Source organism: Streptomyces sp. AM6-12 (genome assembly GCF_044327085.1).
Lineage (GTDB): Bacteria > Actinomycetota > Actinomycetes > Streptomycetales > Streptomycetaceae > Streptomyces.
This window is the reverse complement of record NZ_JBIQWN010000001.1, coordinates 3,673,676-3,694,172: the sequence shown is the minus strand read 5'-3', so window position 1 is coordinate 3,694,172 and position 20,497 is coordinate 3,673,676. Positions and strand designations below refer to the sequence as shown.

Genomic DNA, 20,497 nt, shown 5'->3' with positions numbered 1-20,497 from the left:
CGGGTCTTCCGCCAACGGGGCGTCATGCCCGGCGGGCAATCCTCTCGTTAGGGCGCACGACCGCGATGGCCTCGCCGACGGTCATGACGGGATCGTCGCCGACGAAGCTCTGGCCGGACAGAAACGCGTTGTCGCCGACCAGCTGGTCGATCTTCAGGGTGTGCCGTACGGTGTCACCCGGATAGACTGGCCGATGGAATTCGACGTTTCTGGATGCGGCGAATATAAGGGTGCCGTTCAGGCTCTCGCCGCGGCTCTTTATGCTTTCCAGCCAGAGCACGGCACCACTCTGGCCGAACGATTCGATGAGTAGCGGTTTCGGATAAGCGAAAGCGCTCGAACCGAGACCTTCGGACATTCTCGCATAGCAGGGCTCGCTACCGGAAACGGATTTTACGGTGACGATGCGGTCGAATGGAGAAAACTCCAGGACCTTATCGACGAGCAGGACCGGGTGGCGATGCGGGATGATGTTCCGGATTCCGGCGTGGTCGATCACCGGATGCCCCCGTCTTTGATTCGATACGCCAGCTTCAGTCTCGCCGCGGTGGCGCCGAGGGCGTTGCGGCACTTCGCGTCCACGTCCAGGCCATCGTCCTGGACGACGAGCTTGCACGTCACCTGCAACGTGTCACCCGGCAGGACCGGCGAGGTGAAACGCGCGGACGTGACCGTGGTGAGATCCGCGATGCGATCGGCGCCGAACGTGCGTGCCACGTATGCGTCGACCGTCTGGTTCACCGATTCCATGATGAACACGCCGGGGTAGATCGTGAAGTCCGGGTAATGCCCTTCGAGATACGGGTCGCCGGCGTGGACCAGTTTTGTCGCCGTGATCTCGGAGTCGCTGACCTGAACGACGTCGTCAACCGCGTCCAGGGGCACGGCGCGGCTGCGTGCTCCCGGCATCAGAAGACGATTCCGCCGTCGACCTGTATGACCTGGCCGGTGATGTAGGCGGCACGCTCCGAGACGAGGAAGGAGACTAGGTCGGAGACATCCTTCGGCTCGCCGATCCGCTTCATCGGGATCATCCCGAGCGCGGTGTTCCGCGCCTTCTCGGTGAGCTTGGAAGTCATGTCGGTCTCGATGAAGCCGGGCGCGACCACGTTGACGCGGATGCCGTATCCGGCGACTTCCTTGGCGAGCGCCTTGCTCATGCCGTGGATACCAGACTTCGCCGCCGAGTAGTTGGCTTGGGTCGGGTTACCGAACACGCCGGCGACCGACGAGATGTTCACGATGGTACCGGCCTTGCGCTTCATGAATCCGAAGACCACGCTGCGGCAGAAGTTGTAAGTACCTGAAAGGTTGGTGTCGATGACCGCGTGCCAGTCCGCAGGCGGCATGAGGACCATGGGATTGTCCTTGACGATGCCGGCTGAATTGACCAGCGCGACGATGTCGCCGAGCTTCTCTTCCGCGGTCTTGAGGAACGCCTGCACCGACTCGAGGTCGGCCACATCGCAGGGCGCGTGATAGCACTCCACGCCCAGGTCGCGGATTGCCTTCTCGACCTGTACGGCCGTGTCGCCGCCGGAGCGATAGCAGAAGGCGATGTCATATCCGTCCGCCGCCAGCTGGACGGCGACCGCCCGGCCGATTCCCCGGGAGCCACCGGTGACAACTGCGCACCCTCGCTCGCCCATTATGTCTTTTCCCCCTTGGATTGCCTTTCGCATTGATGCTATGGCCATCCGGGCGACTTACCCCGGCCGTTGGCAGGTAGGTGCCAAAGAATCTGCTGTGCCGGCCGGCTCTCCCGCCGCGGCAGGTGCCTGCGGTGCCTGCCGCGGCGCCGGACCCCGAGCGGAGGCGGATGTGCGACGGCCTCGTGCGCTCCGTCACAGGTGTTTCGGGCGCACGAGGCCGGGGAAGGGACGTCCGAATCAGCTCTGCTGATTCAGCAGCCGGTCGCTCGCCGACGGGATGTTCAGCTCCTTCCAGATGTCGCGGAGCGCCTCGGCGAAGTTCTCGACGTCGGACCGCGTGTGCACTGCGGACGGAGCGATCCGCAGGATCTCCTGACCGGCCGGCACGCTGGGGGCGTTGATGGGCTGCACGTACATCCCGTATCGCTTGAACAGCAGACTGGATGCCTGCTTGCAGGTGCGGTCGTCCCCGATGAAGGCGCACACGATGTGTGAGTCCGCGGATATGAACGGGATGTCCGCCTCGTCGAGCAGACGGTGCAGCAGTTGGGCGTTCTCGGCCAGGGACTGCCGCTCGACATCGGAGTTCCGCAGGTGGCGGACCGAGATCAACGATCCGGCCGCGATGGCCGGCGGCAGCGATGTGGTGAAGATGAACCCACGTGACAGCGTGCGGACGGCTTCGATGAGGGCCGCCGGTCCGGCGACGTAGCCGCCGACCGTGCCGAAGCCCTTGGCGAGGGTGCCCATGACGACGGTGAACTGGTCGGCGATACCCTCCCGGGCTGCGATGCCGGCGCCTTCGGGGCCGTACATGCCGACCGCGTGCACCTCGTCGAGGTACGTCGTGGCGTTGTAGCGGTTCGCGACCTCGGCTATCTCGGCCAGCGGCGCGATGTCGCCGGACATCGAGTAGACCGACTCCAGGACGATCAGCTTCGGACGGTCGGCGGGAGTGGCCGCGAGCAACTCCTCCAGGTGGGCGACGTCATTGTGCCGGAAGACATGCTTTTGCGCGCCGCTGTGCCGCAGGCCGTCGATGATCGACGCGTGGTTCTCGGCGTCGGAGAACACGACGGTGTCCTTCGGCAGTCCGGCCAGCACGGTGAGGGCTCCGTCATTGGCGGTGAAGCCGGAGGTGAAGAGAAGGGCGGCCTCCTTGTCATGCAGCTCCGCGAGTTCCCGCTCCAGCTGCACGTGGTACTGGTTCGTCCCACCGATGTTGCGGGAACCGCCGGAACCCACACCGTGGGCCTGGATCGCGCTCGTCATGGCCTCGATCACCTTGGGGTTCTCGCCCATGCCGAGGTAGTCGTTGCTGCACCACACGCTGATCTGCCGGTCTCCCCCGTCCTGCCGCGCGGTGGCGGTGGGGAACTTGCCGGAGTGGCGGGCGATTTCCAGGAACTCGCGCCGGCGGGTGGCGACATCTGCGGCGATGGGGCCGTCGGAATACGATTCCAGATGCACGTTCATTCCGTTCGCCTTCTCTGTCGAAGTGGGGGAGTCCGGGCGTCGAATTCCCCGGATCAGGCCTCGAGCAGCCGCAGGCGCAGCTTGTCGGGCTTTCCGTTGTCGTTCAGCGGCAACGCGCTGAGAATCGTGATCTTCTCCGGCGCGTGCAGCACCGATAGCGACTCGGCGATGTGGGTGCGGATGCTCTCCGTGTCGACCTCCGCCGCGGGGTCGCAGACGAGCGCGGCGTGAAGGTGCTCGGAACCGTCCCGGTCCTGCACGCCGTAGACCGCGGCATGCCGGATTTCCGGCAGGGAAAGGATTTCCCGCTCGACCACCAGCGGGTGGACCTTGACCCCGTTGACCTTGACCACTTCGGCGACCCGGCCCAGCAGGTGCAGATAGCCCTTCTCATCGCAATAGCCGATGTCACCGGTGTAGTACCAGCCGTCCCGGAGGACCTTCGCGGTCAGCTCCGGGTCGCCGGTGTAGCCGTCCATCAGGTGCGGTGAGCGGACGCGGACCTGGCCCACCTCCCCGGCGGGCACCGGTGCTCCCGATACCAGGTCGCCGACGACGACCTCGACCTCACCGAAAGGGCGGCCGACGGTGGTCGACAGCCACGGGTCGAGGTGTTCCTCGCGCTTGAGCGACGTGATACGACCGGTCTCCGAGGTGCCATAGGCCTGCACCAGGATGAGGCCGAGGATGCGGACGGCCTGCGCGATCCTGGCGGGTGCCGCCGCGCTGCCGCTGTAGATCAGCCGCTTCAGCGAGGACAGGCCGGCGGATTCGAGGTCGTGCGCCCCGAGCTCCTCCAGGTGGTCGAGTAGCTGGAACAGCTGGACCGTCGCCATGAAGGTCCACGAGATCTCCGACTCTTCGACTGCCTTGATGAACTGTCCGGCATCGAAGTGCTCGTGGAGGTGGACCTCTCCGCCCAGGGCCAGGGCCGCGTCGGCCATGGTGCCGACGGTGTGGCTCAGTGGCGTCGTCACCAGCAGCTTTACGTCCACCGCTGCGCGATCGGCCGCCACCATGCCGCGGACCCCGCCGTTCCAGACTCGGCCGGAGAGCCGGATGCCCTTCGGCCGGCCGGTGCTCCCGCTGGTGAACCCGATCACCGCCACGGCACTCGGGTCCCACGGCGCGGCCTGCGGGGTGTCGGCTCGGCTGGCCGCGTCGTGGCCGGTGCCGACGCGAGTCACCGGAAGTCCGCCGACGCCTTCGGAGAGTTCAAGTGCGCGCTGCGCGTTCTCGGCGTCCGCGTACACCGTCGAGGCCGTGGTGTCGCGCAGGATCTGGATCTGGTGATCGAGCGGGAGGATCGTCGAACTGCTTCCCGGATTGGTGGACCGCAGATAGCAGACGGTGCTGCCGAGCAGATGCGCGGCATACCGAGCGGTGAGCATCTCGGGACTGTTGGGAGCGACCAGAATCGCTACGACATCTTCTTTCCCCACGCCGCGGGCGTGCAGCGCGTGGAATATCTCGGTGGTGGACCGGATCAACTCACCGCCGGAGAAAGCTCGGCCGCGCCAGGAAATGGCGAGGCGATCCGGCGCCGCTGCGAACACCGAGAGGATATCCGCAACATAGCTGTCGCTTTCGAGCCACCATTGGTCCTGTGGGGTCATGACCCTGCCTCTCGATACATACCCCGGTGGATCGCGATCTGCTGGCCCGGGTGCAATCCGATCCTGCCGGTTCACGGGATGCGTGGAAAAGAACGTTCGACCGGCTGGAGCGGCGCATCGAAGCGGTCACCCGACCGGAGTAGCCGTCCGGGTACCCCTGGTCGGACCGCGGCGGGAAGCGGATGCCGCCGGGCTCGCCGATCGGGTGACGGATCATCAGGGATTGACACGTTCCCGGCGATTCCACACAATCAAATCGTCAGGTTCTTGTCGATCCTACCGAAGGTCTCCATGACGACGCCTCCAACGTTGCCGAAGTCCCGGCAGCAGTTGATCCTCGCCGTGCTCCTGTTGTCCTCGCTGCTGATCTGGCTGGACAACACCATCCTCACCACCGCCTTCGAGACCCTCGCCGATCCGGTCCGCGGTCTGGGTGCCAGCCCCAGCCAACTGCAGTGGGCCACCGGCTCGTACACCCTGGTCTTCGCCACCTTGATGTTCACTTCCGGCGCCCTGGGCGACCGGTTCGGTCACCGGACCGTGCTCGCCACCGGGATGGTGGTCTTCGCCGGCGCCTCGGTGTGGGCTGCGTACGCGGGCGACGCGGACCAACTGATCGCCGCTCGGGCCGTGATGGGTCTGGGCAGCGCGTTGATCATGCCCGCGCAGGTGGCCATCCTCATGTGGACCTTCAGTGGTCCCGCCCGGGCGACCGCGGTCGGTATCTCGTCGACATCCGCCGGCGTCGGTATCGCGGCGGGCCCGCTGCTGGCCGGCGTCCTCCTCGGCCACTTCTGGTGGGGCTCGATCTTCCTGGTCAACATCCCGATCGCGGTGCTGTCGTTGATCGGGATCGCCACGCTGGTCCCGAACTTCCGCAGCCCCACCCGGCGTCCGCTGGACCCGGCCGGGCTGCTGCTGTCGATCAGCGGGCTCGCCTCCCTGGCCTACGGACTGATCCGCGCGGGGCAGGTGGCCTCCTGGAGCCCGGTGTCGGTCTGGGGCCCGATCGTCGTCGGAGTGGTCCTGCTGACCTGCTTCGTGCTCGTGGAACTGCGCCACCGGCAGCCCAGCTTCGACCCCCGGCTGCTCGCCCAGCGCATGTTCGGCCTCGCCAACGTGGCGCTCGGGCTCTTGATGTTCGCCATGACCGCCGCCAGCTTCTACGGCGCCTTCTACCTGCAGGGCGCACGCGAGTTTTCGGCGTTGCAAGCCGGGCTGGCGTTCTCCCCGACCGCGGTGGGGGCGATCGTGGGGGCACCGCTTGGTGTCCGGCTGGCTCGCCGCTGGACGCTCCGCAGGGTCACCGCGACGGCGTTGACCACGGCAGGGCTGGCCATGGGCTGCAACATGCTCTTCGGGCTGCACACCCCGCTGGTCTTCAACGAGATCGCCTACATGGTCCAGGGTCTGTCGATCGGCATGGTGATCGGCCCGGTGACGGGGGGACTCATGAGCGTCCTGCCGCTGGAACGGGCCGGTGCCGGATCGGCCGTCCTCAACACCGTGCGCCAGACCGGCAGTCTGATGGGGATCGCGGTGGGCGGCACGATCATGTCGCTCGCCTACCGGCACGCGGTCGACGGCTCGCTGAGTGGGTACCCCGAGCAGGTGCGGGCACGGGCGCGGATCTCCGCCGAGCAGGCCCGGCACACCGCCGCCGCGATCCACCAGCCCTCCCTGGTGCGCGTAGCCAACGACGCGTTCATCAAGGCCATGCACATCAGTGCCGCCGGGACCATGCTGATCGCCCTGTGCGGCGCGCTTCTGCTGGTGATCGCCCTGCGTCCGGACCGGCAGCCCGCGGAGCCGGTGGTCCAGGACAGCCGGGTGAAGACCAACCTCTGACACGTGTGCCGAGGCGGCCCGCCGCCGGTGACCGGCCTCGCTCCCCGACCTGGGCGACCGCGCGGGAGACCAACTGGTCGAGGAAGATCTCGTTCGTGGCCGACGTGGACCGGCGGATGCTCGAGCCCGGTCTGGATCTTGAACTCGGCGGGCGGCAGGCCGAGATGCCCCCGGCGGATCGGGAGCCGCTTGTTCACGGTGTGTACGAAGCCCCGGTCCGCCGACTCGGACCTCCGCCCCTCCGGCAGTCGGCGGCCGCAGACGTCAAGGGCGCCGGCGAACTCGTCGGCGACAAAGGCTGACGGGGCGTCAGGTCGAGTCGCCGATCGACTCCTTCTTCTCCTTCGCATCCACACTCCCCACCGGGGAGCCTCAAGGGCCGGAACCGTCCGTCACGACTCCCGGGCATCGCCGATTCGATCCGCGTCCCGGTGAGGTGACGGAGACCGGCGATCGCCTGGCACGGTACGTCGTCCTGGATCGGCTACCCCGATCGGGTAGCCGATCGATGCGCCGCTTCACCCGGTCGAAGGTGCTTTTTCGAGCCCCGCTATGCGGGCAAGAATGGGACGGCACTCGACCGGTGGATCACGGTCCTCGCGAGTCACATATCGGAACGGCAATCCGGTGCCTGATGACAGGCAATTCGACTCTCACAGTTCTTCACCTTGAGATTGGAAAGGCGATCGAAATGAACCTGCATCTGGAGTCGTATCCCAAGGGGGCCACCGGAGCGGCTTCGTCCGGGCGCAGGATCGAGCACATGCAGGTCGGGCGCCGCTTCGGAATGTTCCCGCAGGCCACCGCATGGCAGGACGGGGTGGATTCGCAGATCCAGGTCTGGTGCAGCAACGACTATCTCGGTATGGGGCAGAACCCCAAGGTTGCCGAGGCAATGAAAGCCGCGATCGACAACCACGGTGTCGGTTCCGGTGGTTCACGGAACATCGGCGGAACCAACCGGTTCCACGTCCTTCTGGAAGCGGAGCTGGCGGGCCTCCACGGCAAGGAAGCCGCCCTCATCTTCGCTTCCGGGTACACGGCGAACGACGGCGCCCTCACCGTCCTGGCAGGAACGCCCAAGAACACCATCGTGTTCTCCGACGCGAGGAATCACGCGTCGATTATCGACGGAATCCGTCACAGTGGCGCGGAGAAATATATTTACCGCCACAATGATGTCGCTCACCTGGAAGAGCTCCTGGCGGCGGCGCCCACTGACCGTCCGAAGCTGATCGCGATGGAAAGCGTCCATTCCATGCTGGGCGACATCGCGCCGGTGGCCGAGATATCCGAACTCGCCACCAGGTACGGTGCCACGACGTACATCGACGAAGTCCACGCGGTCGGCATGTACGGTCCCCAAGGCGCCGGAATCGCGGCGCGTGCAGGCCTTGCGGACAAGTTCACGGTCGTGATGGGCACCCTCGGCAAGGGTTACGGCGTCATGGGCGGCTACATCACCGGCCCGGCCGCACTCATCGACGCCGTCCGCACCTCGTCGCGCTCGTTCATCTTCACCACCTCGCTGCCACCTGCGATCGCGGCGGGCGCGCTCGAGTCGGTCCGTCATCTGAGGGCGTCCGAGGCCGAGCGGACGGCTCTGGCGGAGAACGCGCAACTTCTGCACCGTCTGCTCGGTGAGGCCGGCATCCCGTGTCTGTCGACCGATTCGCACATCGTCTCCGCCGTCGTGGGGGACAGCGAGGCCTGCCGACGGGCGTCCGAAATGCTGCTGGACCGGCACGGGATCTACGTTCAGTCGATCGCCTCCCCCGACGTGCCTGCCGGTGAGGAACTCCTCAGGATCACGCCGTCCCCGGTACACGACCCGAAGGATGTCGAGAACCTCGCCCACGTGCTCGGCGGCATCTGGAAAGAACTGGACATCGCGACGGCGAGCGACCGGCATGGTGCATGACCGCGCCCGTGCCAGCCGCATTGCACCGACATCGCTGGGAGAAGACGAGCTGAGCAGGAACACAATGGCGACGCAGAAGAAGACCGCGGTGACTGGCTCGGTCGCGGCCGTGCTGGCCGACACCGCGGTCCTGCGGCCCGCTCACCCGGCCCTGATCCATGGGTCCGAGCACTTCAGCTACGCGTGGCTGTGGGAGTGCGCGCGCCGGTACGCGCAGGTCCTGCGCGATAACGGGGTCCGGCCCGGCGACGAGGTCGCCATGCTCGTGGTGGACGACCCGCAGTTCCCGCTCGTGTACTTCGGCGTGCTGGCGGCGGGCGCCGTCGTGATTCCGCTGAACGTCAGGTCGACGGCAGCGGAGATCACGCACGTACTCACTGACGCCGACATCCGCTTCCTGGTGTGCGCGGACTCGTTGATCGGTCCGGCGCGAGAGGCGGCCCAGCCGCTGGGCACCCTGCTGCTGACGGTCGGCACGCCCCGGGACGGCGCCGTCGACCTGGAGGGGGCGGCACGGCACACGGCGCCGCTCGACGACTTCGTCGCGCGCGACCCGGACGACGCCGCCGTCGTCTTCTACACGTCCGGCACGACCGGCAAGCCGAAAGGCGTGACGCTCACCCACCGCAACATCCTGCACAACGTCCACACCATGGCCACCACCCCGTTCGCGTTCCGCAGCGACGACGTGCTGCTCGGGGGGCTGCCGCTGCCGCACAGCTTCGGACAGATCTGCTCCATGCTGACCGGCTTCCACGCGGGGATCACCATCGTGATGATGCCGCGGTTCTCCGGCGCCGAAGCCCTCAAGCTGATGCAGGAGCATCGGTGCACGGTGTTCATGGGCGTGCCCACGATGTATTTCGGGTTGCTCGACGCGGTGGACAAGGGCGGGGCGGTGCCCCGGATCGACCGGCTCTACAGCGGCGGATCGGCGCTCCCGGTCAAGACGTTCCATGATGTGCAGCGCGTCTTCGCCTGCCCCGTGTACGAGGGCTACGGCCTGACCGAGACCTCGACCAGCGTCTCCTACAACCACCCCGGAATCGTCTGCCGCCCCGGCACGGTCGGTGTTCCCCTCGACAACGTCACGGTGGGGATAGCCCGGCCGAACACCGCCGGCATCGAGCTCCTGCCGGTGGGCGAGACGGGCGAGATCGTGGTGCGTGGTGACAACGTCATGGCGGGCTACCTCGGCTGGCCGGAGATGACCGCCGAGGTCATCGTCGACGGCTGGTTCCGCAGCGGAGATCTCGGCAGGCTGGACGAGGACGGCTATCTCTCGGTGGTGGGCCGGAAGAAGGACCTGATCCTCCGTGGGGGCTACAACGTCTACCCGCGGGAGATCGAGGAGGTCCTCGTCGGACATCCGGCTGTTTCCCAGGTTGCGGTCATCGGCGTCCCGCACCCCGTGTTGGGGGAGGAGGTGTGGGCGGTCGTCGTGCCGTCGCGGCCGGAGCGAGCCACACCCGAGGTCGGTGACGAGATCGTCGAATGGGGCAGGCAGCGCTTCGCCTCGTACAAGTACCCGCGCCGTGTCGAGTTCACCGAGACCCTCCCGTTGGGGCCGAGCGGAAAAGTCCTCAAGCGCACGCTCGTCGCACAACTGGTGTCCACCGTCGGTCCGGACTCCGCAGCGTGAGAACGGCCCCTTCACCGATTTGACCGTCACCACGAAAGAAAGGAACCACCCATGGGCGCAACATCCGTGACCAAGTCCTCGATCTCCGACAGGTTCGGCACCGAGTACCGCGGACTGACCGCGGAGGCACTGAACGATGCGACGATCGTCTCCGACATCGTCGACGCTCTGGAGACCTCGCACCTGGTGGTCATCCGGGAGACTCCACTGAGCCCCGAGCAGCAGATCGAGTTCGCCCGGAAGATCGGGGAACCGGTTCCGTTCAACATCAGCAGGTACCGCCACCCGGACTATCCGGAGCTGATGATCTCGTCCAACGTGGTCAAGGACGGCAAGCCCATTGGCGTCGCGCGCGTGGGCAACTTCTGGCACCAGGACTCGACCTACCTCCCCGACCCGCCGGAATACACCCTCTTGCAGGGAGTCCAGGTGCCCGAAGGCCACGGCGACACCCTGTTCGCCAGCGCGATCAACGTGCTGGATGCGCTGCCGGCCGACCTCCGTGAGAAGGCCGGGCAGGCTACCGCGACGCACCTTCACAGCCGTCGTTTCCGGATGCGTCCCGAGCATGTCGGGCTGTCTCTGCCGGAGTTCCGCGCGGTTGTCGACAAGGAATATCCGCCCGCCGTGCATCCGCTCACGCCGGTCGACGAGCCGACCGGAGAGCGCTACGCGTACGGGTCGTCCGGCTACACCGAGGCGGTCGACCAGTTCGACGCGAACGACAACAAGCGCTGGTTCGACGCGATAGATGAATTCCTGGGCAATCCCGAGAACATCTATCGCCACAAGTGGACCCAGGGCGACCTCGTGATGTGGAAGACCAGGATCGCGTTCCACTCCGCCACCGAACTGCCCGAGGGCGCCGGCCGGGTCGTTCACCGCGTGAGCATCAGGAAGAGCAACCGATGACGGGATGAGTGACTGCCGGCAGCGTGACGGCACATCGAAGCTCCGGGCGGTGCGGGCGACGCGATCGGTCACCGCATCAGCCGGGGCTTCGGCGCGTTCGCGGCGATCCAGCCGACCACGGCATACCGCCGTGGCCCGCACGCTCACCCACTCGGCGGTGCTTTCCCACCGCCCTGAATACGGGGACACCACGGCACGCCTGCGTGCGGGCCCGCTGGCCTGCGGAATCGCCGGCCGGAGGGCTCTTTTTCGCGCCGCGCGTCGCCCGCGTGAGGGCTACGGCCACTGCTCCAGTCGTGCATCGTCGTCGCGGCACTCGGCACCGGCCCTCGGCCGTCCGCACCTGCCGGTTCAGCCGGTGAGGGAGTCCAGTGCCTCCTTCGTCGTCCTGTCGTCGGGCAGGTAGGCCAGCAGATGGTGGCCCGGCTCGTCCACCGCGGCGAGCTTCACGTACCGCAGCCGCAGGTCGCCGGCGACCGGGTGCCGGAAATGGCGTACGGCGGGATGGAACGCCGCGGTCTCCCGGCGGCCGTACCAGCGGGCCGCGTCCGGGTCGGCCAGCAGTTCCGCGGTGATCTCCGCGTAGCGGCCGTCCTCCGGATGCCGGGCGGCCTTCGCCCGGAACTGGCCGAGCAGACTCCGTGCCTCCGGCTCCCAACTGGCCAGCAGCGTACGGCTCGGCGGCCAGCGGAACACCAGCCACAGCAGGTTGCGCTGCCGGGGCGCCAGCCGCGCCAGATCGGTGAGCAGCGCCGTGTACCCCGCGTTCCAGGCCAGCAGGTCCCAGTGCGGGTCGAGCACCGCGGCCGGGTTCGGCGCCAGCGACTCCACCAGCGACAGCAGGTTCCGCGACACCCATCCGGGCGGCCGCTCGGCCGGTCCCGCGTGCTCCACGAACGACAGCACGTGCGCGGTCTCGTCCGCGTTCAGCCGCAGCGCCCGCGCCACCGACCGCAGCACCTGCGCCGAGGTGTGGACCCGGCCCTGCTCCAGCCACGCGTACCAGGACCGGCTGACCCCGGCCAGGGCGGCGACCTCCTCGCGCCGCAGCCCCGGCGTACGGCGCCGCGGCGAGCCGGGCAGCCCCACGTCGGCGGGCTTCAGCCGCTCGCGGCGGGAGCGCAGGAAGGCGCCCAGTTCCCGGCCTGGTCCGTCGGGTCCGCTGCCGTGCACGCCCCCGCTCCTCCCCGCACCGCCGGCCTGCTCCCCGGACCGGCGCACCGCGCCCAGGGTGTGAGCAAGGGTAATCGGCTACGGGCTCGTCCCGGCAGGCCGCGGTGGTGAGCTGGATCTTGTCCGGCAAACGCCGTCAGGCACGACAAGGAGCCCCATGGAGACCGCCGACGCACCCCGCACCCCAACGCCCCCCGCGGCCACCGCCGGTGACGACCCGGCCGCTCGGGCGATGCCCGCCGCCTCGTTACGCCTGCTGCGCGCGGCCGGTTTCGTCAGCAACTTCGACCGCTTCTGCATCACCCCGATGCTGCTGCTCATCGGCACCCAGCTCGGTGTCCCGCTGACCACGGCGATGCTCGCCGCCAGCGGCTACTTCCTCGCCTACGGCCTGATGCAGCCGGTCTGGGGCCTGGCCAGCGACCGGCTGGGCCGGGTGCGGGTCATGCGGATCTCGCTGACCGGGGCCACCGCCGCCGCGCTGCTGTCGGTCCTCGCGCCCGACGCCACGGTGCTGATCGTGGCGCGCGTCGCGGCCGGCGCCTGCTTCGCCGCCTCCATCGCCGCCTCCATCACGTACGTCGGCGACACCGTGCCCGCCGCGGTCCGCCAGCGCCCGCTGAGCGAGCTGATGACCGCGTTCGCGCTGGGCACCGCCGTGGCCACCGTCGTCGCCGGGGCGCTCGCGCACTACGCCGGCTGGCGGCTGGTCTTCGCCCTGCCCGGCGTGATCGCCGCCTGCCTGGTCGTCGCCCTGCGCCGACTGCCCGAACCGCCACGCGCGGCCCCCGGCGCGCTGTTCGCTCCGTTCAAGGTGGTGCTCAGCTCCCGCTGGCAGTGGTACGTCATGGCCGTCGCGATGCTCGAAGGCGCCGTCCTGCTGGGCTTCCTGACGTACCTCGCGCCGGCGTTGGAGGCACAGGGCGCCTCGGCGACGCTGGCCGGCGTGGTGTCCGCGCTGTACGGCGTGGGGTCGATGGCGGCGGCACGGCTGGTCAAGCGGCTGGTCGGGCGCTGGACGCCGGTACGGCTGATCGTGGTCGGCGGGGCTCAGATGGCGGTGGCGTTCGGCCTGGCCGCGGTCGGCCTGTCCGTGCCCGCGCTGGTGGGATGTGCGCTGCTGCTCGGCGGCGGCTGGTCCTTCATGCACTCCACGATCCAGTCGTGGGCCACCGCCCTGTCCCCGACCGCCCGCGCCACCGGCGTCGCGATGTTCGGCGTGGCCCTCTACGTCGGCAGCGCCCTGGCCAGCGCCCTCGCCGCCGGGGCCGCGGAACGCCACGCCTACCCGGGCATGTTCCTGACGGCCGCGCTGCTCAGCGTCCCGCTGACCGTGGCCGCCGCCGTGGGCCGCGCCCGCTACCAGAGGTGACCGGTGCGCGCACGCCGGGTTCCGCCGACCGGGGGGCTTTCCGGGGGCGGCGCGGGGTGTCGGGGTCAGGGCGGCGCCAGTAATCCTTTAGCAAGGGGTCGTGAGATTTTCTTCGGATGCGATGAGACCACGACCGCGGGGCCGGGTCCGCGCCGTGCTGACGGCGCTGCTGGCGGCCCTGTTCGCGGTCCTCTGCCCGGCCGGTCTCGCCGTCCTCTTGGCGCGTACCGTCGCACCGGCCCGGAGCACCGGCGGCCGGGGGCGGCGGGGGAACGGCACCGGGACCGGCGGCGCTCCCTCGGCCGGGGCCCCCGCGCCCGGCCGCCGCGTCCTCGCCTCGCCGCCCCGGTCACGGTCGCCGTCGGGGACGCCGGCCCGGCAGCGCGCCGCGGCACCGCGCCCCATCGGAGTGCCCCGTCGCGGGCCCGCCCGCGCGAGCGGGCCCCCGGTCGCAGGGCGGGCCTCTTGCGGTGATCCTGTCAGGGAGAGCGTGGCTGGCTCCGCACGGCCGCTGTGCGTGGCCGGCCGTGCCGCACAGGAAGGCGACGCCCATGACGGTGGCATCCGACAAGACACAGCACGGGCACGGGGGCCGTACGGTCGACAGCGCTTCACTGGCAGCCGGGATCATGCTGATGCTCAGCGGACCGCTCAGCATCCTCATGGGCGCGGCGGGCATCGCGAACGACAGACTGTTCGCCACGTCGACCGGATACGCCTACAACTTCGGCCTGACACCCTGGGGCATCATCCACCTCGTCATCGGCATGGTCCTCGTCGTCGCGGGCTTCGCTCTGCTCGCGGGGATGAGCTGGGGCCGCGGGGCCGGCGTGGTGGCGGCCGGGATCAGCCTGATCACCCAGTTCATGTTCGTGCCGTACTACCCGGCGTGGGCGATCCCCGTCATGGCCCTGGACCTGCTGATCCTGTTCGCCCTGACCAGGTCGCACATCGAGCGCGCCCGGTAGGACCGCGGCCCGTCGCAGCGGACGTTTCACGTGAAACGGGCCCCCTCCGGCGGAAGGAGCCCGCTTCCGGGGAGATGCTCAGGGCTGCTCCTCGCCGCCGCTCCCGTCCACCGAACCGAGGCCGCCGCCCGGCTCCGGGACCTCCGTCGCGGCGGGCGGTTCGACCAGCCACTCGGGGTTGGCCTGGCGCTCCCACCACTTCCATGCCGCGAAGGCACCGCCCGCCACCAGAGTGGCCAGCGCCAGCATCTTCGCGGCGCGGCCAGCCCGGCACCTGCGCGCGTTGCGCCGGGCCAGCTTCTGGATGTCTTGCGCGGAGACCTGGCCGCGCAGCGCGGCCAGCGCGGCGGCACCCCGTGCCGCGGCCTCGTCGGCCACCGGCGCGGCGGCGGCCACGGCCTGTTCGATCCGGGGACGCGAGTACTCGGCCGCCTGCCGGGCGGCCTTGCGGGTACGGCAGGCGGCCTCGTGTGCGGCGAGGTCCACCTTCGGTGGTACATAGGTGCGCCGGGCCTGTTCCAGACGCGGGGCGAGCTGGGCGTTGTACTGCGCGCGGGCCTGCTCTGCGGCCTGCGACACCACGGGCGCGAGCCGTACGCGTGCCTCCTGCGCGTAGAGCGCGGCACGCTCCTTGGCCGTGTCGGCGTAGGGCGCCACCACTTCCGCGGCGTGCAGCACGCTGTCCTTCGCCGAGCCGGTCGCGGCGCGCACGCTGTCAATGCGGGTCACGGTTTCCTCCTCCTCGGTGGCGTACGGAATTCGACTTTCCACCCTTTTACGGATCATGCCTGTCGACGCGGCATGCGGCATGCGGGACAGGCATACGGGTGCCGCTCGCTCCTTCGGTTGGCCGACTGGCGCCGTGAGTACCCACCCGTGCGAGGATCGGAGCGTCACAGGAAGACGACATAAGACGACGGAAGGCAGATCGTGGCTGAGCAGCTTTACGCCACCCTGAAGACCAACCACGGCGACATCGAGGTCCGGCTGTTCCCGAACCACGCGCCCAAGACGGTCAAGAACTTTGTCGAGCTGGCCAAGGGCGAGCGCGAGTGGACCCACCCGAAGTCCGGCAAGACGAGCAAGGACAAGCTCTACGACGGCACGATCTTCCACCGTGTCATCAGCGGCTTCATGATCCAGGGCGGTGACCCGCTGGGCACCGGCATCGGCGGTCCGGGCTACAAGTTCGAGGACGAGTTCCACCCGGACCTGTCCTTCGACAAGCCGTACCTGCTGGCCATGGCCAACGCCGGCCCGGGCACCAACGGCTCGCAGTTCTTCATCACCGTCGCGCCGACCACCTGGCTGACCCGCAAGCACACCATCTTCGGCGAGGTCACCAACCCCGCCAGCCAGAAGGTCGTGGACGAGATCGCGGCCGTGAAGACCGGCCGCAACGACCGTCCCGCGCAGGACGTCGTGATCGAGTCGGTCGTGGTCGAGACCCGCGAGGGCTGACCCGGACGCCCCACGGGGAACCAAACGCCCCGCTCGTCCGTAAGGATGGGCGGGGCGGGGTATGTGCCGGGGAGTGCCAGAGGAGCGAGGGGATCATGGAGCACATCGCAAGCAGCGCACCGGACGCCCGGAGCGTGCCCGTGTGCTACCGGCACCCGGACCGTGAGACCGGGGTGCGCTGCACCCGCTGCGAGCGCCCCATCTGCCCCGAGTGCATGGTCAGCGCCTCGGTCGGTTTCCAGTGTCCCGAGTGCGTCCACGGAGGGGGCCCCGCCCAGCCGCACCCGCCGGGCGGTGGCGGCACCGCCCGCGCCATGGCCGCGGCCCGCCCGCGCACCCTGGCCGGCGGCACCATGACGGCGGACCCCCGGCTGTGCACCAAGGTGCTGATCGGGGTCAACATCGCCCTGTTCCTGGTGCAGCTGGCCGTCGGCGAGAGTTTCACCCAGCGCTTCGAGGTGATCGGGCAGGCGTACACCCCCCTGATCCCAGGGGTGCAGGGCATCGCCGAGGGGCAGTACTACCGGCTGCTGACCGCCATGTTCCTGCATGCCGGGTTCACGCATCTGCTGTTCAACATGCTCAGCCTGTGGTGGATCGGCGGCCCCCTGGAGGCGGCGCTCGGCCGCGCCCGCTATCTCGCCCTGTACTTCGCCTCGGGCCTGGCGGGCAGCGCCCTCACCTATCTGCTCGCCGCCCCGAACGCGCCCTCGCTCGGCGCCTCCGGAGCGATCTTCGGCCTCTTCGGCGCCACCGGCGTGCTGATGCGGCGGCTCAACTACGACATGCGGCCGCTGTTCGCGCTGCTGGTGGTCAACCTGATCATCACGTTCACCCCGAGCTTCAACATCGCCTGGCAGGCCCATGTCGGCGGCCTGGTGGCGGGGCTCGTCACCGGGTACGCCATGGTGCACGCCCCGCGCCGCAACCGGGCGCTCGTGCAGTACGGCACCTGTGCGCTGGTGCTCGTGGTGGTGGCCGTACTCACCCTGGTCAGGACCGCCCAGCTCACCTGATCCCGAACCGTTGTCCACAGCGGGTGCATGATCTTGTGCACACGGTGCGGCATCAGGTGCGCCTACGACCGCTCGGATGTGTTTTCGCAGGTAGGGGTGGGTGCGAACGCCTGTATGGGCACCAGTAATGCAGTCGTACCGGTGTCAACCCTCGATGAGTTATCCACAGATCGTAGTCTTTTCCCCAGGGGGGTGTGGAAATCCCCAGGCCTGTGGATAACTCAGCGGGTCCGCGTCACTTCCACTGCGTGGAGACACCGAATCCGGCGGCGATGAAGCCGAAGCCGACCACGATGTTCCAGTTGTCCAGCGCGTCGATGGGCAGCGAGCCGCCGGTCACATAGAAGACGACGATCCAGGCCAGGCCGATGACGAACATGGCCAGCATGACCGGGGCGACCCAGCCGTGGTTGTTCATCTTGATCGCCGCGGCCTGCTTCGCCGGCGGCGGCGTGAAGTCGGCCTTCTTGCGGATACGTGACTTCGGCACGAGGGTCTCTCCTGTCGATGCGCTGCGTGGCCGCGCAGGTAACTGATCGGGCTCGGGCAGCGTACAAGTGGCCAACACGACGACTCTGTGTGCTCCCCCGGGCGTCCGTTAGCGTAGTGCTTCCGTGGCGCCGAAGGAGAGTAAGGGTACGTTGAGCAATTCTGCCGACTCCCCCGGTACGGGAGCAATGGGTTCCGGCCCTCGCCGCGGGCCGCGGGTGCGCCCGGTGCGGATGCTCACCGCGGCCGTCTTCGCGCTCGCCGGCCTGATCTTCTTCACCAGCTTCGACACCGCCAAGGGCACCGACATCCGCCAGGACGGCTCCCTGCTGAAGCTGTCCGACCTGATCCAGCAGCGCAGCCGCAAGAACAAGGACCTGGACGAGTCCAACGCCGCCCTGCGCGACGGCGTGGAATCCCTGGCCGAGAGCGACGGCGGCAGCACCAAGGCCCAGGACCGGCGGCTGACCGGCCTGGAGAAGGGCGCGGGCACCCAGAGGCTCACCGGCAGGGCCGTCACCGTCACCCTGAACGACGCCCCGCCCAACGCCACCGCCAAGCTCCCCGGCTATCCCCCGCCGCAGCCCGACTACCTGGTCATCCACCAGCAGGACCTCCAGGCCGTGGTGAACGCCCTGTGGCAGGGCGGCGCCAAGGGCATCAAGGTCATGGACCAGCGGCTGATCTCCACCAGCGCGGTCCGCTGCGTCGGCAACACGCTGATCCTCCAGGGCCGCGTCTACTCACCGCCGTACAAGATCACGGCGATCGGGGACCCGGGCCGGCTCCAGAAGTCGCTCGCGGACAGCAAGGCGATCCAGACCTACATGGTGTACGTCAACGTCTACGGCCTCGGCTGGAACGTCACCGACGACGGCACGGTGACGCTGCCGGGTTACTCCGGCACGGTGGACCTGCACTACGCGAAGCCCGTGCAGTAGCCCTCGCGCGCGTATCGGATCGACAAAGGGCCGCACAAAACCGCCCCCGCCGGCGCCGGCGTCACCGACCCTGTGGAGTCGGGCGAACCGGACGGGCCGCGCCGCTAGTCTGGTGACGTACGGCGGGTGTCTGGTGCCGTAGGGATACGGAAGGGACGGCAAGGACGGCATGTACGGCTGGATCTGGCGGCATCTGCCGGGAAACGTATGGGTGAAGTTGCTGATCTCCGTCGTCCTGGTCCTGGCCGTGGTGTACGTCCTGTTCCAGTACGTCTTCCCGTGGGCCGAGCCGCTGCTGCCCTTCAACGATGTGACGGTGGACAACCAGTGAGTGCGCGCATTCTCGTCGTGGACAACTACGACAGCTTCGTCTTCAACCTCGTCCAGTACCTGTACCAGCTGGGTGCCGAGTGCGAGGTGCTGCGCAACGACGAGGTGACCACCGCACATGCCCAGGACGGCTTCGACGGCGTCCTGCTCTCGCCCGGCCCCGGCACCCCCGAGCAGGCCGGCGTCTGCGTGGACATGGTCCGCCACTGCGCGGCCACCGGGGTCCCGGTCTTCGGCGTCTGCCTGGGCATGCAGTCCATGCAGGTGGCGTACGGCGGGGTGGTGGACCGGGCGCCCGAGCTGCTGCACGGCAAGACCTCCCCGGTCGAGCACGAGGGCAAGGGCGTCTTCGCCGGGCTGCCCTCCCCCTTCACCGCGACCCGCTACCACTCCCTGGCCGCCGAGCCCGCGACGGTCCCGGCCGAGCTCGAGGTCACGGCCCGTACGCACGACGGCATCATCATGGGCCTGCGCCACCGTGAACTGCCCGTCGAGGGCGTGCAGTTCCACCCGGAGTCGGTGCTGACCGAGCACGGCCACCGGATGCTGGCCAACTGGCTGGCTCAGTGCGGCGACCAGGGTGCCGTGGCGAGGTCGGCGGGGCTCGCCCCGGTGGTGGGCAGGGCCACGGCGTGACCGCCCTGCGCCCCGAGCGCGAGGACTTGTACGGCGGCGGGGAACCGTACGAGTCCCACGGCGGTGCGCCCCAGGAGGCCCCCTTCGACGCGGAGACGATGGTGCTGCGGGCCGCCGACCCGGCGTCCGTGGGGCCCAGAGGGGCTTCTGGAGCCCCAGCGGCCCCTCCCGCACCCGCACCCGCTCCCGGCGGCCGTGCGGCCCGCAGAAAGGCGGCCAAGCGGCACGGGGGGCGCCGGGACCCGGTGACCGCGGGCGCGCCCACCGGTGTGCCCGCCGCCACCGCCGCTCCCGCCTGGGCGGAGGACGATCCGGACCGCCCGCTGACACGGGTCGAGGCCCGGCGGCGGGCGCGGCTGGCCAAGCCGGGACCCGGTGTGATCGCCAGCCGGGTGATCGGCGAGGTGTTCATCACCACCGGCGTGCTGATGCTGCTGTTCGTCACCTACCAGCTGTGGTGGACCAACGTCCGCGCGCACGCGCAGGCCGGCAGCGCGACCCATCAGCTCCAGGACGACTGGGCGAGCGGCAAGCGCGCCCCGGGTGTGTTCGCGCCCGGCCAGGGCTTCGCCATCCTGCACATCCCCAAGCTGGACGTGGTGGCGCCGATCGCGGAGGGCGTCAGCACCACCAGGGTCCTCGACAAGGGCATGGTCGGGCACTACGGCGAGGCGCCGCTGAAGACGGCGATGCCGGACGCCAGGACGGGCAACTTCGGGCTCGCGGCGCACCGCAACACCCACGGCGAGCCGTTCCGGTACATCAACAAGCTCACCCCCGGCGACCCCGTGGTGGTCGAGACCCAGGACACGTACTACGTCTACAAGGTGACGTCGACCCTCCCGGTCACCTCGCCGTCCAACACCGGCGTGCTGGACCCGATCCCGAAGGGCTCGGGCTTCACCAAGCCCGGCCGCTACATCACCCTGACCACCTGTACACCGGAGTTCACCAGCAAGTACCGGCTGATCGTCTGGGGCAAGATGGTCGAGGTGCGCCCCCGCAGCAAGGGCAAGCCGGACGCGCTCATCGAGTAAGGGCTAG

The 20,497-nt window shown here is 68.9% G+C and carries 21 protein-coding genes; 13 read left to right on the top strand and 8 right to left on the bottom strand.

Annotated elements, in window-relative coordinates; translation table 11 throughout:
- Nucleotides 1-22: 22 nt before the first annotated feature.
- The 5 genes from ACE4Q9_RS16650 to ACE4Q9_RS16630 form a co-directional block, all read right to left on the bottom strand.
- Complete coding sequence (locus ACE4Q9_RS16650) at nt 23-499, bottom strand: 3-hydroxyacyl-ACP dehydratase FabZ family protein (protein ID WP_397985020.1); 477 nt, start codon at nt 497-499, stop codon at nt 23-25.
- Nucleotides 496-909, bottom strand: coding sequence for a 3-hydroxyacyl-ACP dehydratase FabZ family protein (locus tag ACE4Q9_RS16645; RefSeq protein ID WP_397985019.1), 414 nt, complete (start codon nt 907-909; stop codon nt 496-498). The genes ACE4Q9_RS16650 and ACE4Q9_RS16645 overlap by 4 nt, the downstream gene beginning before the upstream one ends.
- Nucleotides 909-1,649 carry a 3-oxoacyl-[acyl-carrier-protein] reductase gene (fabG, locus tag ACE4Q9_RS16640; protein WP_397985018.1) on the bottom strand — a complete coding sequence of 247 codons (741 nt, stop codon included), beginning with the start codon at nt 1,647-1,649 and terminating at the stop codon, nt 909-911. Before fabG ends, ACE4Q9_RS16645 begins: the two co-directional genes overlap by 1 nt.
- 240 nt (nt 1,650-1,889) lie before the next feature.
- The gene (gene hemA, locus ACE4Q9_RS16635) at nt 1,890-3,128 is read right to left on the bottom strand and encodes a 5-aminolevulinate synthase (protein ID WP_397985017.1); all 1,239 of its coding nucleotides are present in this window, start codon (nt 3,126-3,128) and stop codon (nt 1,890-1,892) included.
- Nucleotides 3,129-3,181: 53 nt separating this feature from the next.
- Complete coding sequence (locus tag ACE4Q9_RS16630; RefSeq protein WP_397985016.1) at nt 3,182-4,744, bottom strand: class I adenylate-forming enzyme family protein; 1,563 nt, start codon at nt 4,742-4,744, stop codon at nt 3,182-3,184.
- A gap of 291 nt (nt 4,745-5,035) precedes the next feature.
- Here ACE4Q9_RS16630 and ACE4Q9_RS16625 point away from each other — a divergent pair, with 291 nt between their 5' ends.
- The 5 genes from ACE4Q9_RS16625 (at nt 5,036) to ACE4Q9_RS16605 (ending at nt 11,067) form a co-directional block, all read left to right on the top strand.
- Nucleotides 5,036-6,592 carry an MFS transporter gene (locus ACE4Q9_RS16625; protein WP_397985015.1) on the top strand — a complete coding sequence of 519 codons (1,557 nt, stop codon included), beginning with the start codon at nt 5,036-5,038 and terminating at the stop codon, nt 6,590-6,592.
- Nucleotides 6,593-6,687: 95 nt separating this feature from the next.
- The gene (locus ACE4Q9_RS16620; protein WP_397985014.1) at nt 6,688-6,894 is read left to right on the top strand and encodes a hypothetical protein; all 207 of its coding nucleotides are present in this window, start codon (nt 6,688-6,690) and stop codon (nt 6,892-6,894) included.
- Nucleotides 6,895-7,283: 389 nt separating this feature from the next.
- Nucleotides 7,284-8,513 (top strand): 5-aminolevulinate synthase, encoded by a 1,230-nt coding sequence (hemA, locus tag ACE4Q9_RS16615; RefSeq protein ID WP_397985013.1) that lies wholly within the window; start codon nt 7,284-7,286, stop codon nt 8,511-8,513.
- A gap of 64 nt (nt 8,514-8,577) precedes the next feature.
- Nucleotides 8,578-10,155, top strand: coding sequence for a long-chain fatty acid--CoA ligase (locus tag ACE4Q9_RS16610; protein ID WP_397985012.1), 1,578 nt, complete (start codon nt 8,578-8,580; stop codon nt 10,153-10,155).
- Nucleotides 10,156-10,206: 51 nt separating this feature from the next.
- Nucleotides 10,207-11,067 (top strand): TauD/TfdA dioxygenase family protein, encoded by an 861-nt coding sequence (locus ACE4Q9_RS16605; protein WP_397985011.1) that lies wholly within the window; start codon nt 10,207-10,209, stop codon nt 11,065-11,067.
- Nucleotides 11,068-11,418: 351 nt separating this feature from the next.
- Here ACE4Q9_RS16605 and ACE4Q9_RS16600 read toward each other — a convergent pair whose 3' ends face one another.
- Nucleotides 11,419-12,240 carry a helix-turn-helix domain-containing protein gene (locus tag ACE4Q9_RS16600; RefSeq protein ID WP_397985010.1) on the bottom strand — a complete coding sequence of 274 codons (822 nt, stop codon included), beginning with the start codon at nt 12,238-12,240 and terminating at the stop codon, nt 11,419-11,421.
- A 157-nt stretch (nt 12,241-12,397) separates the two neighbouring features.
- On the opposite strand from ACE4Q9_RS16600, the gene ACE4Q9_RS16595 reads away from it, so the two are divergent.
- Complete coding sequence (locus tag ACE4Q9_RS16595) at nt 12,398-13,612, top strand: MFS transporter (protein ID WP_397985009.1); 1,215 nt, start codon at nt 12,398-12,400, stop codon at nt 13,610-13,612.
- Between the two features lie 551 nt (nt 13,613-14,163).
- The gene (locus ACE4Q9_RS16590) at nt 14,164-14,580 is read left to right on the top strand and encodes a hypothetical protein (RefSeq protein WP_397985008.1); all 417 of its coding nucleotides are present in this window, start codon (nt 14,164-14,166) and stop codon (nt 14,578-14,580) included.
- A gap of 78 nt (nt 14,581-14,658) precedes the next feature.
- Here the strand turns inward: ACE4Q9_RS16590 and ACE4Q9_RS16585 are convergent, their stop codons facing one another.
- Nucleotides 14,659-15,309, bottom strand: a complete 651-nt coding sequence (locus tag ACE4Q9_RS16585) for a DUF5324 family protein (RefSeq protein WP_397985007.1) — start codon at nt 15,307-15,309, stop codon at nt 14,659-14,661.
- Between the two features lie 201 nt (nt 15,310-15,510).
- On the opposite strand from ACE4Q9_RS16585, the gene ACE4Q9_RS16580 reads away from it, so the two are divergent.
- Nucleotides 15,511-16,041, top strand: coding sequence for a peptidylprolyl isomerase (locus ACE4Q9_RS16580; protein ID WP_397985006.1), 531 nt, complete (start codon nt 15,511-15,513; stop codon nt 16,039-16,041).
- A 95-nt stretch (nt 16,042-16,136) separates the two neighbouring features.
- Nucleotides 16,137-17,057: a rhomboid family intramembrane serine protease gene (locus ACE4Q9_RS16575; protein WP_397985005.1), complete on the top strand. Its 921-nt coding sequence runs from the start codon at nt 16,137-16,139 to the stop codon at nt 17,055-17,057.
- A 235-nt stretch (nt 17,058-17,292) separates the two neighbouring features.
- On the opposite strand, the gene crgA is transcribed toward ACE4Q9_RS16575, so the two are convergent.
- Complete coding sequence (crgA, locus tag ACE4Q9_RS16570; protein WP_397985004.1) at nt 17,293-17,547, bottom strand: cell division protein CrgA; 255 nt, start codon at nt 17,545-17,547, stop codon at nt 17,293-17,295.
- 151 nt (nt 17,548-17,698) lie between these two features.
- On the opposite strand from crgA, the gene ACE4Q9_RS16565 reads away from it, so the two are divergent.
- From ACE4Q9_RS16565 to ACE4Q9_RS16550, 4 genes are all read left to right on the top strand, one after another.
- Nucleotides 17,699-18,487, top strand: coding sequence for a DUF881 domain-containing protein (locus ACE4Q9_RS16565; RefSeq protein ID WP_397985003.1), 789 nt, complete (start codon nt 17,699-17,701; stop codon nt 18,485-18,487).
- 169 nt (nt 18,488-18,656) lie between these two features.
- Nucleotides 18,657-18,818 (top strand): hypothetical protein, encoded by a 162-nt coding sequence (locus tag ACE4Q9_RS16560; RefSeq protein ID WP_392212326.1) that lies wholly within the window; start codon nt 18,657-18,659, stop codon nt 18,816-18,818.
- Complete coding sequence (locus ACE4Q9_RS16555) at nt 18,815-19,453, top strand: aminodeoxychorismate/anthranilate synthase component II (protein WP_397985002.1); 639 nt, start codon at nt 18,815-18,817, stop codon at nt 19,451-19,453. The genes ACE4Q9_RS16560 and ACE4Q9_RS16555 overlap by 4 nt, the downstream gene beginning before the upstream one ends.
- Complete coding sequence (locus tag ACE4Q9_RS16550; protein WP_397985001.1) at nt 19,450-20,490, top strand: class E sortase; 1,041 nt, start codon at nt 19,450-19,452, stop codon at nt 20,488-20,490. The genes ACE4Q9_RS16555 and ACE4Q9_RS16550 overlap by 4 nt, the downstream gene beginning before the upstream one ends.
- The last annotated feature ends 7 nt before the right edge of the window (nt 20,491-20,497 follow it).

Coding starts and splice junctions, on each gene's coding strand:
- ACE4Q9_RS16645 (WP_397985019.1), bottom strand. CDS start 909: ATGCCGGGAGCACGCAGCCGCGCCGTGCCCCTGGACGCGGTTGACGAC.
- fabG (WP_397985018.1), bottom strand. CDS start 1,649: ATGGGCGAGCGAGGGTGCGCAGTTGTCACCGGTGGCTCCCGGGGAATC.
- hemA (WP_397985017.1), bottom strand. CDS start 3,128: ATGAACGTGCATCTGGAATCGTATTCCGACGGCCCCATCGCCGCAGAT.
- ACE4Q9_RS16630 (WP_397985016.1), bottom strand. CDS start 4,744: ATGACCCCACAGGACCAATGGTGGCTCGAAAGCGACAGCTATGTTGCG.
- ACE4Q9_RS16625 (WP_397985015.1), top strand. CDS start 5,036: ATGACGACGCCTCCAACGTTGCCGAAGTCCCGGCAGCAGTTGATCCTC.
- hemA (WP_397985013.1), top strand. CDS start 7,284: ATGAACCTGCATCTGGAGTCGTATCCCAAGGGGGCCACCGGAGCGGCT.
- ACE4Q9_RS16610 (WP_397985012.1), top strand. CDS start 8,578: ATGGCGACGCAGAAGAAGACCGCGGTGACTGGCTCGGTCGCGGCCGTG.
- ACE4Q9_RS16605 (WP_397985011.1), top strand. CDS start 10,207: ATGGGCGCAACATCCGTGACCAAGTCCTCGATCTCCGACAGGTTCGGC.
- ACE4Q9_RS16595 (WP_397985009.1), top strand. CDS start 12,398: ATGGAGACCGCCGACGCACCCCGCACCCCAACGCCCCCCGCGGCCACC.
- ACE4Q9_RS16590 (WP_397985008.1), top strand. CDS start 14,164: ATGACGGTGGCATCCGACAAGACACAGCACGGGCACGGGGGCCGTACG.
- ACE4Q9_RS16575 (WP_397985005.1), top strand. CDS start 16,137: ATGGAGCACATCGCAAGCAGCGCACCGGACGCCCGGAGCGTGCCCGTG.
- ACE4Q9_RS16560 (WP_392212326.1), top strand. CDS start 18,657: ATGTACGGCTGGATCTGGCGGCATCTGCCGGGAAACGTATGGGTGAAG.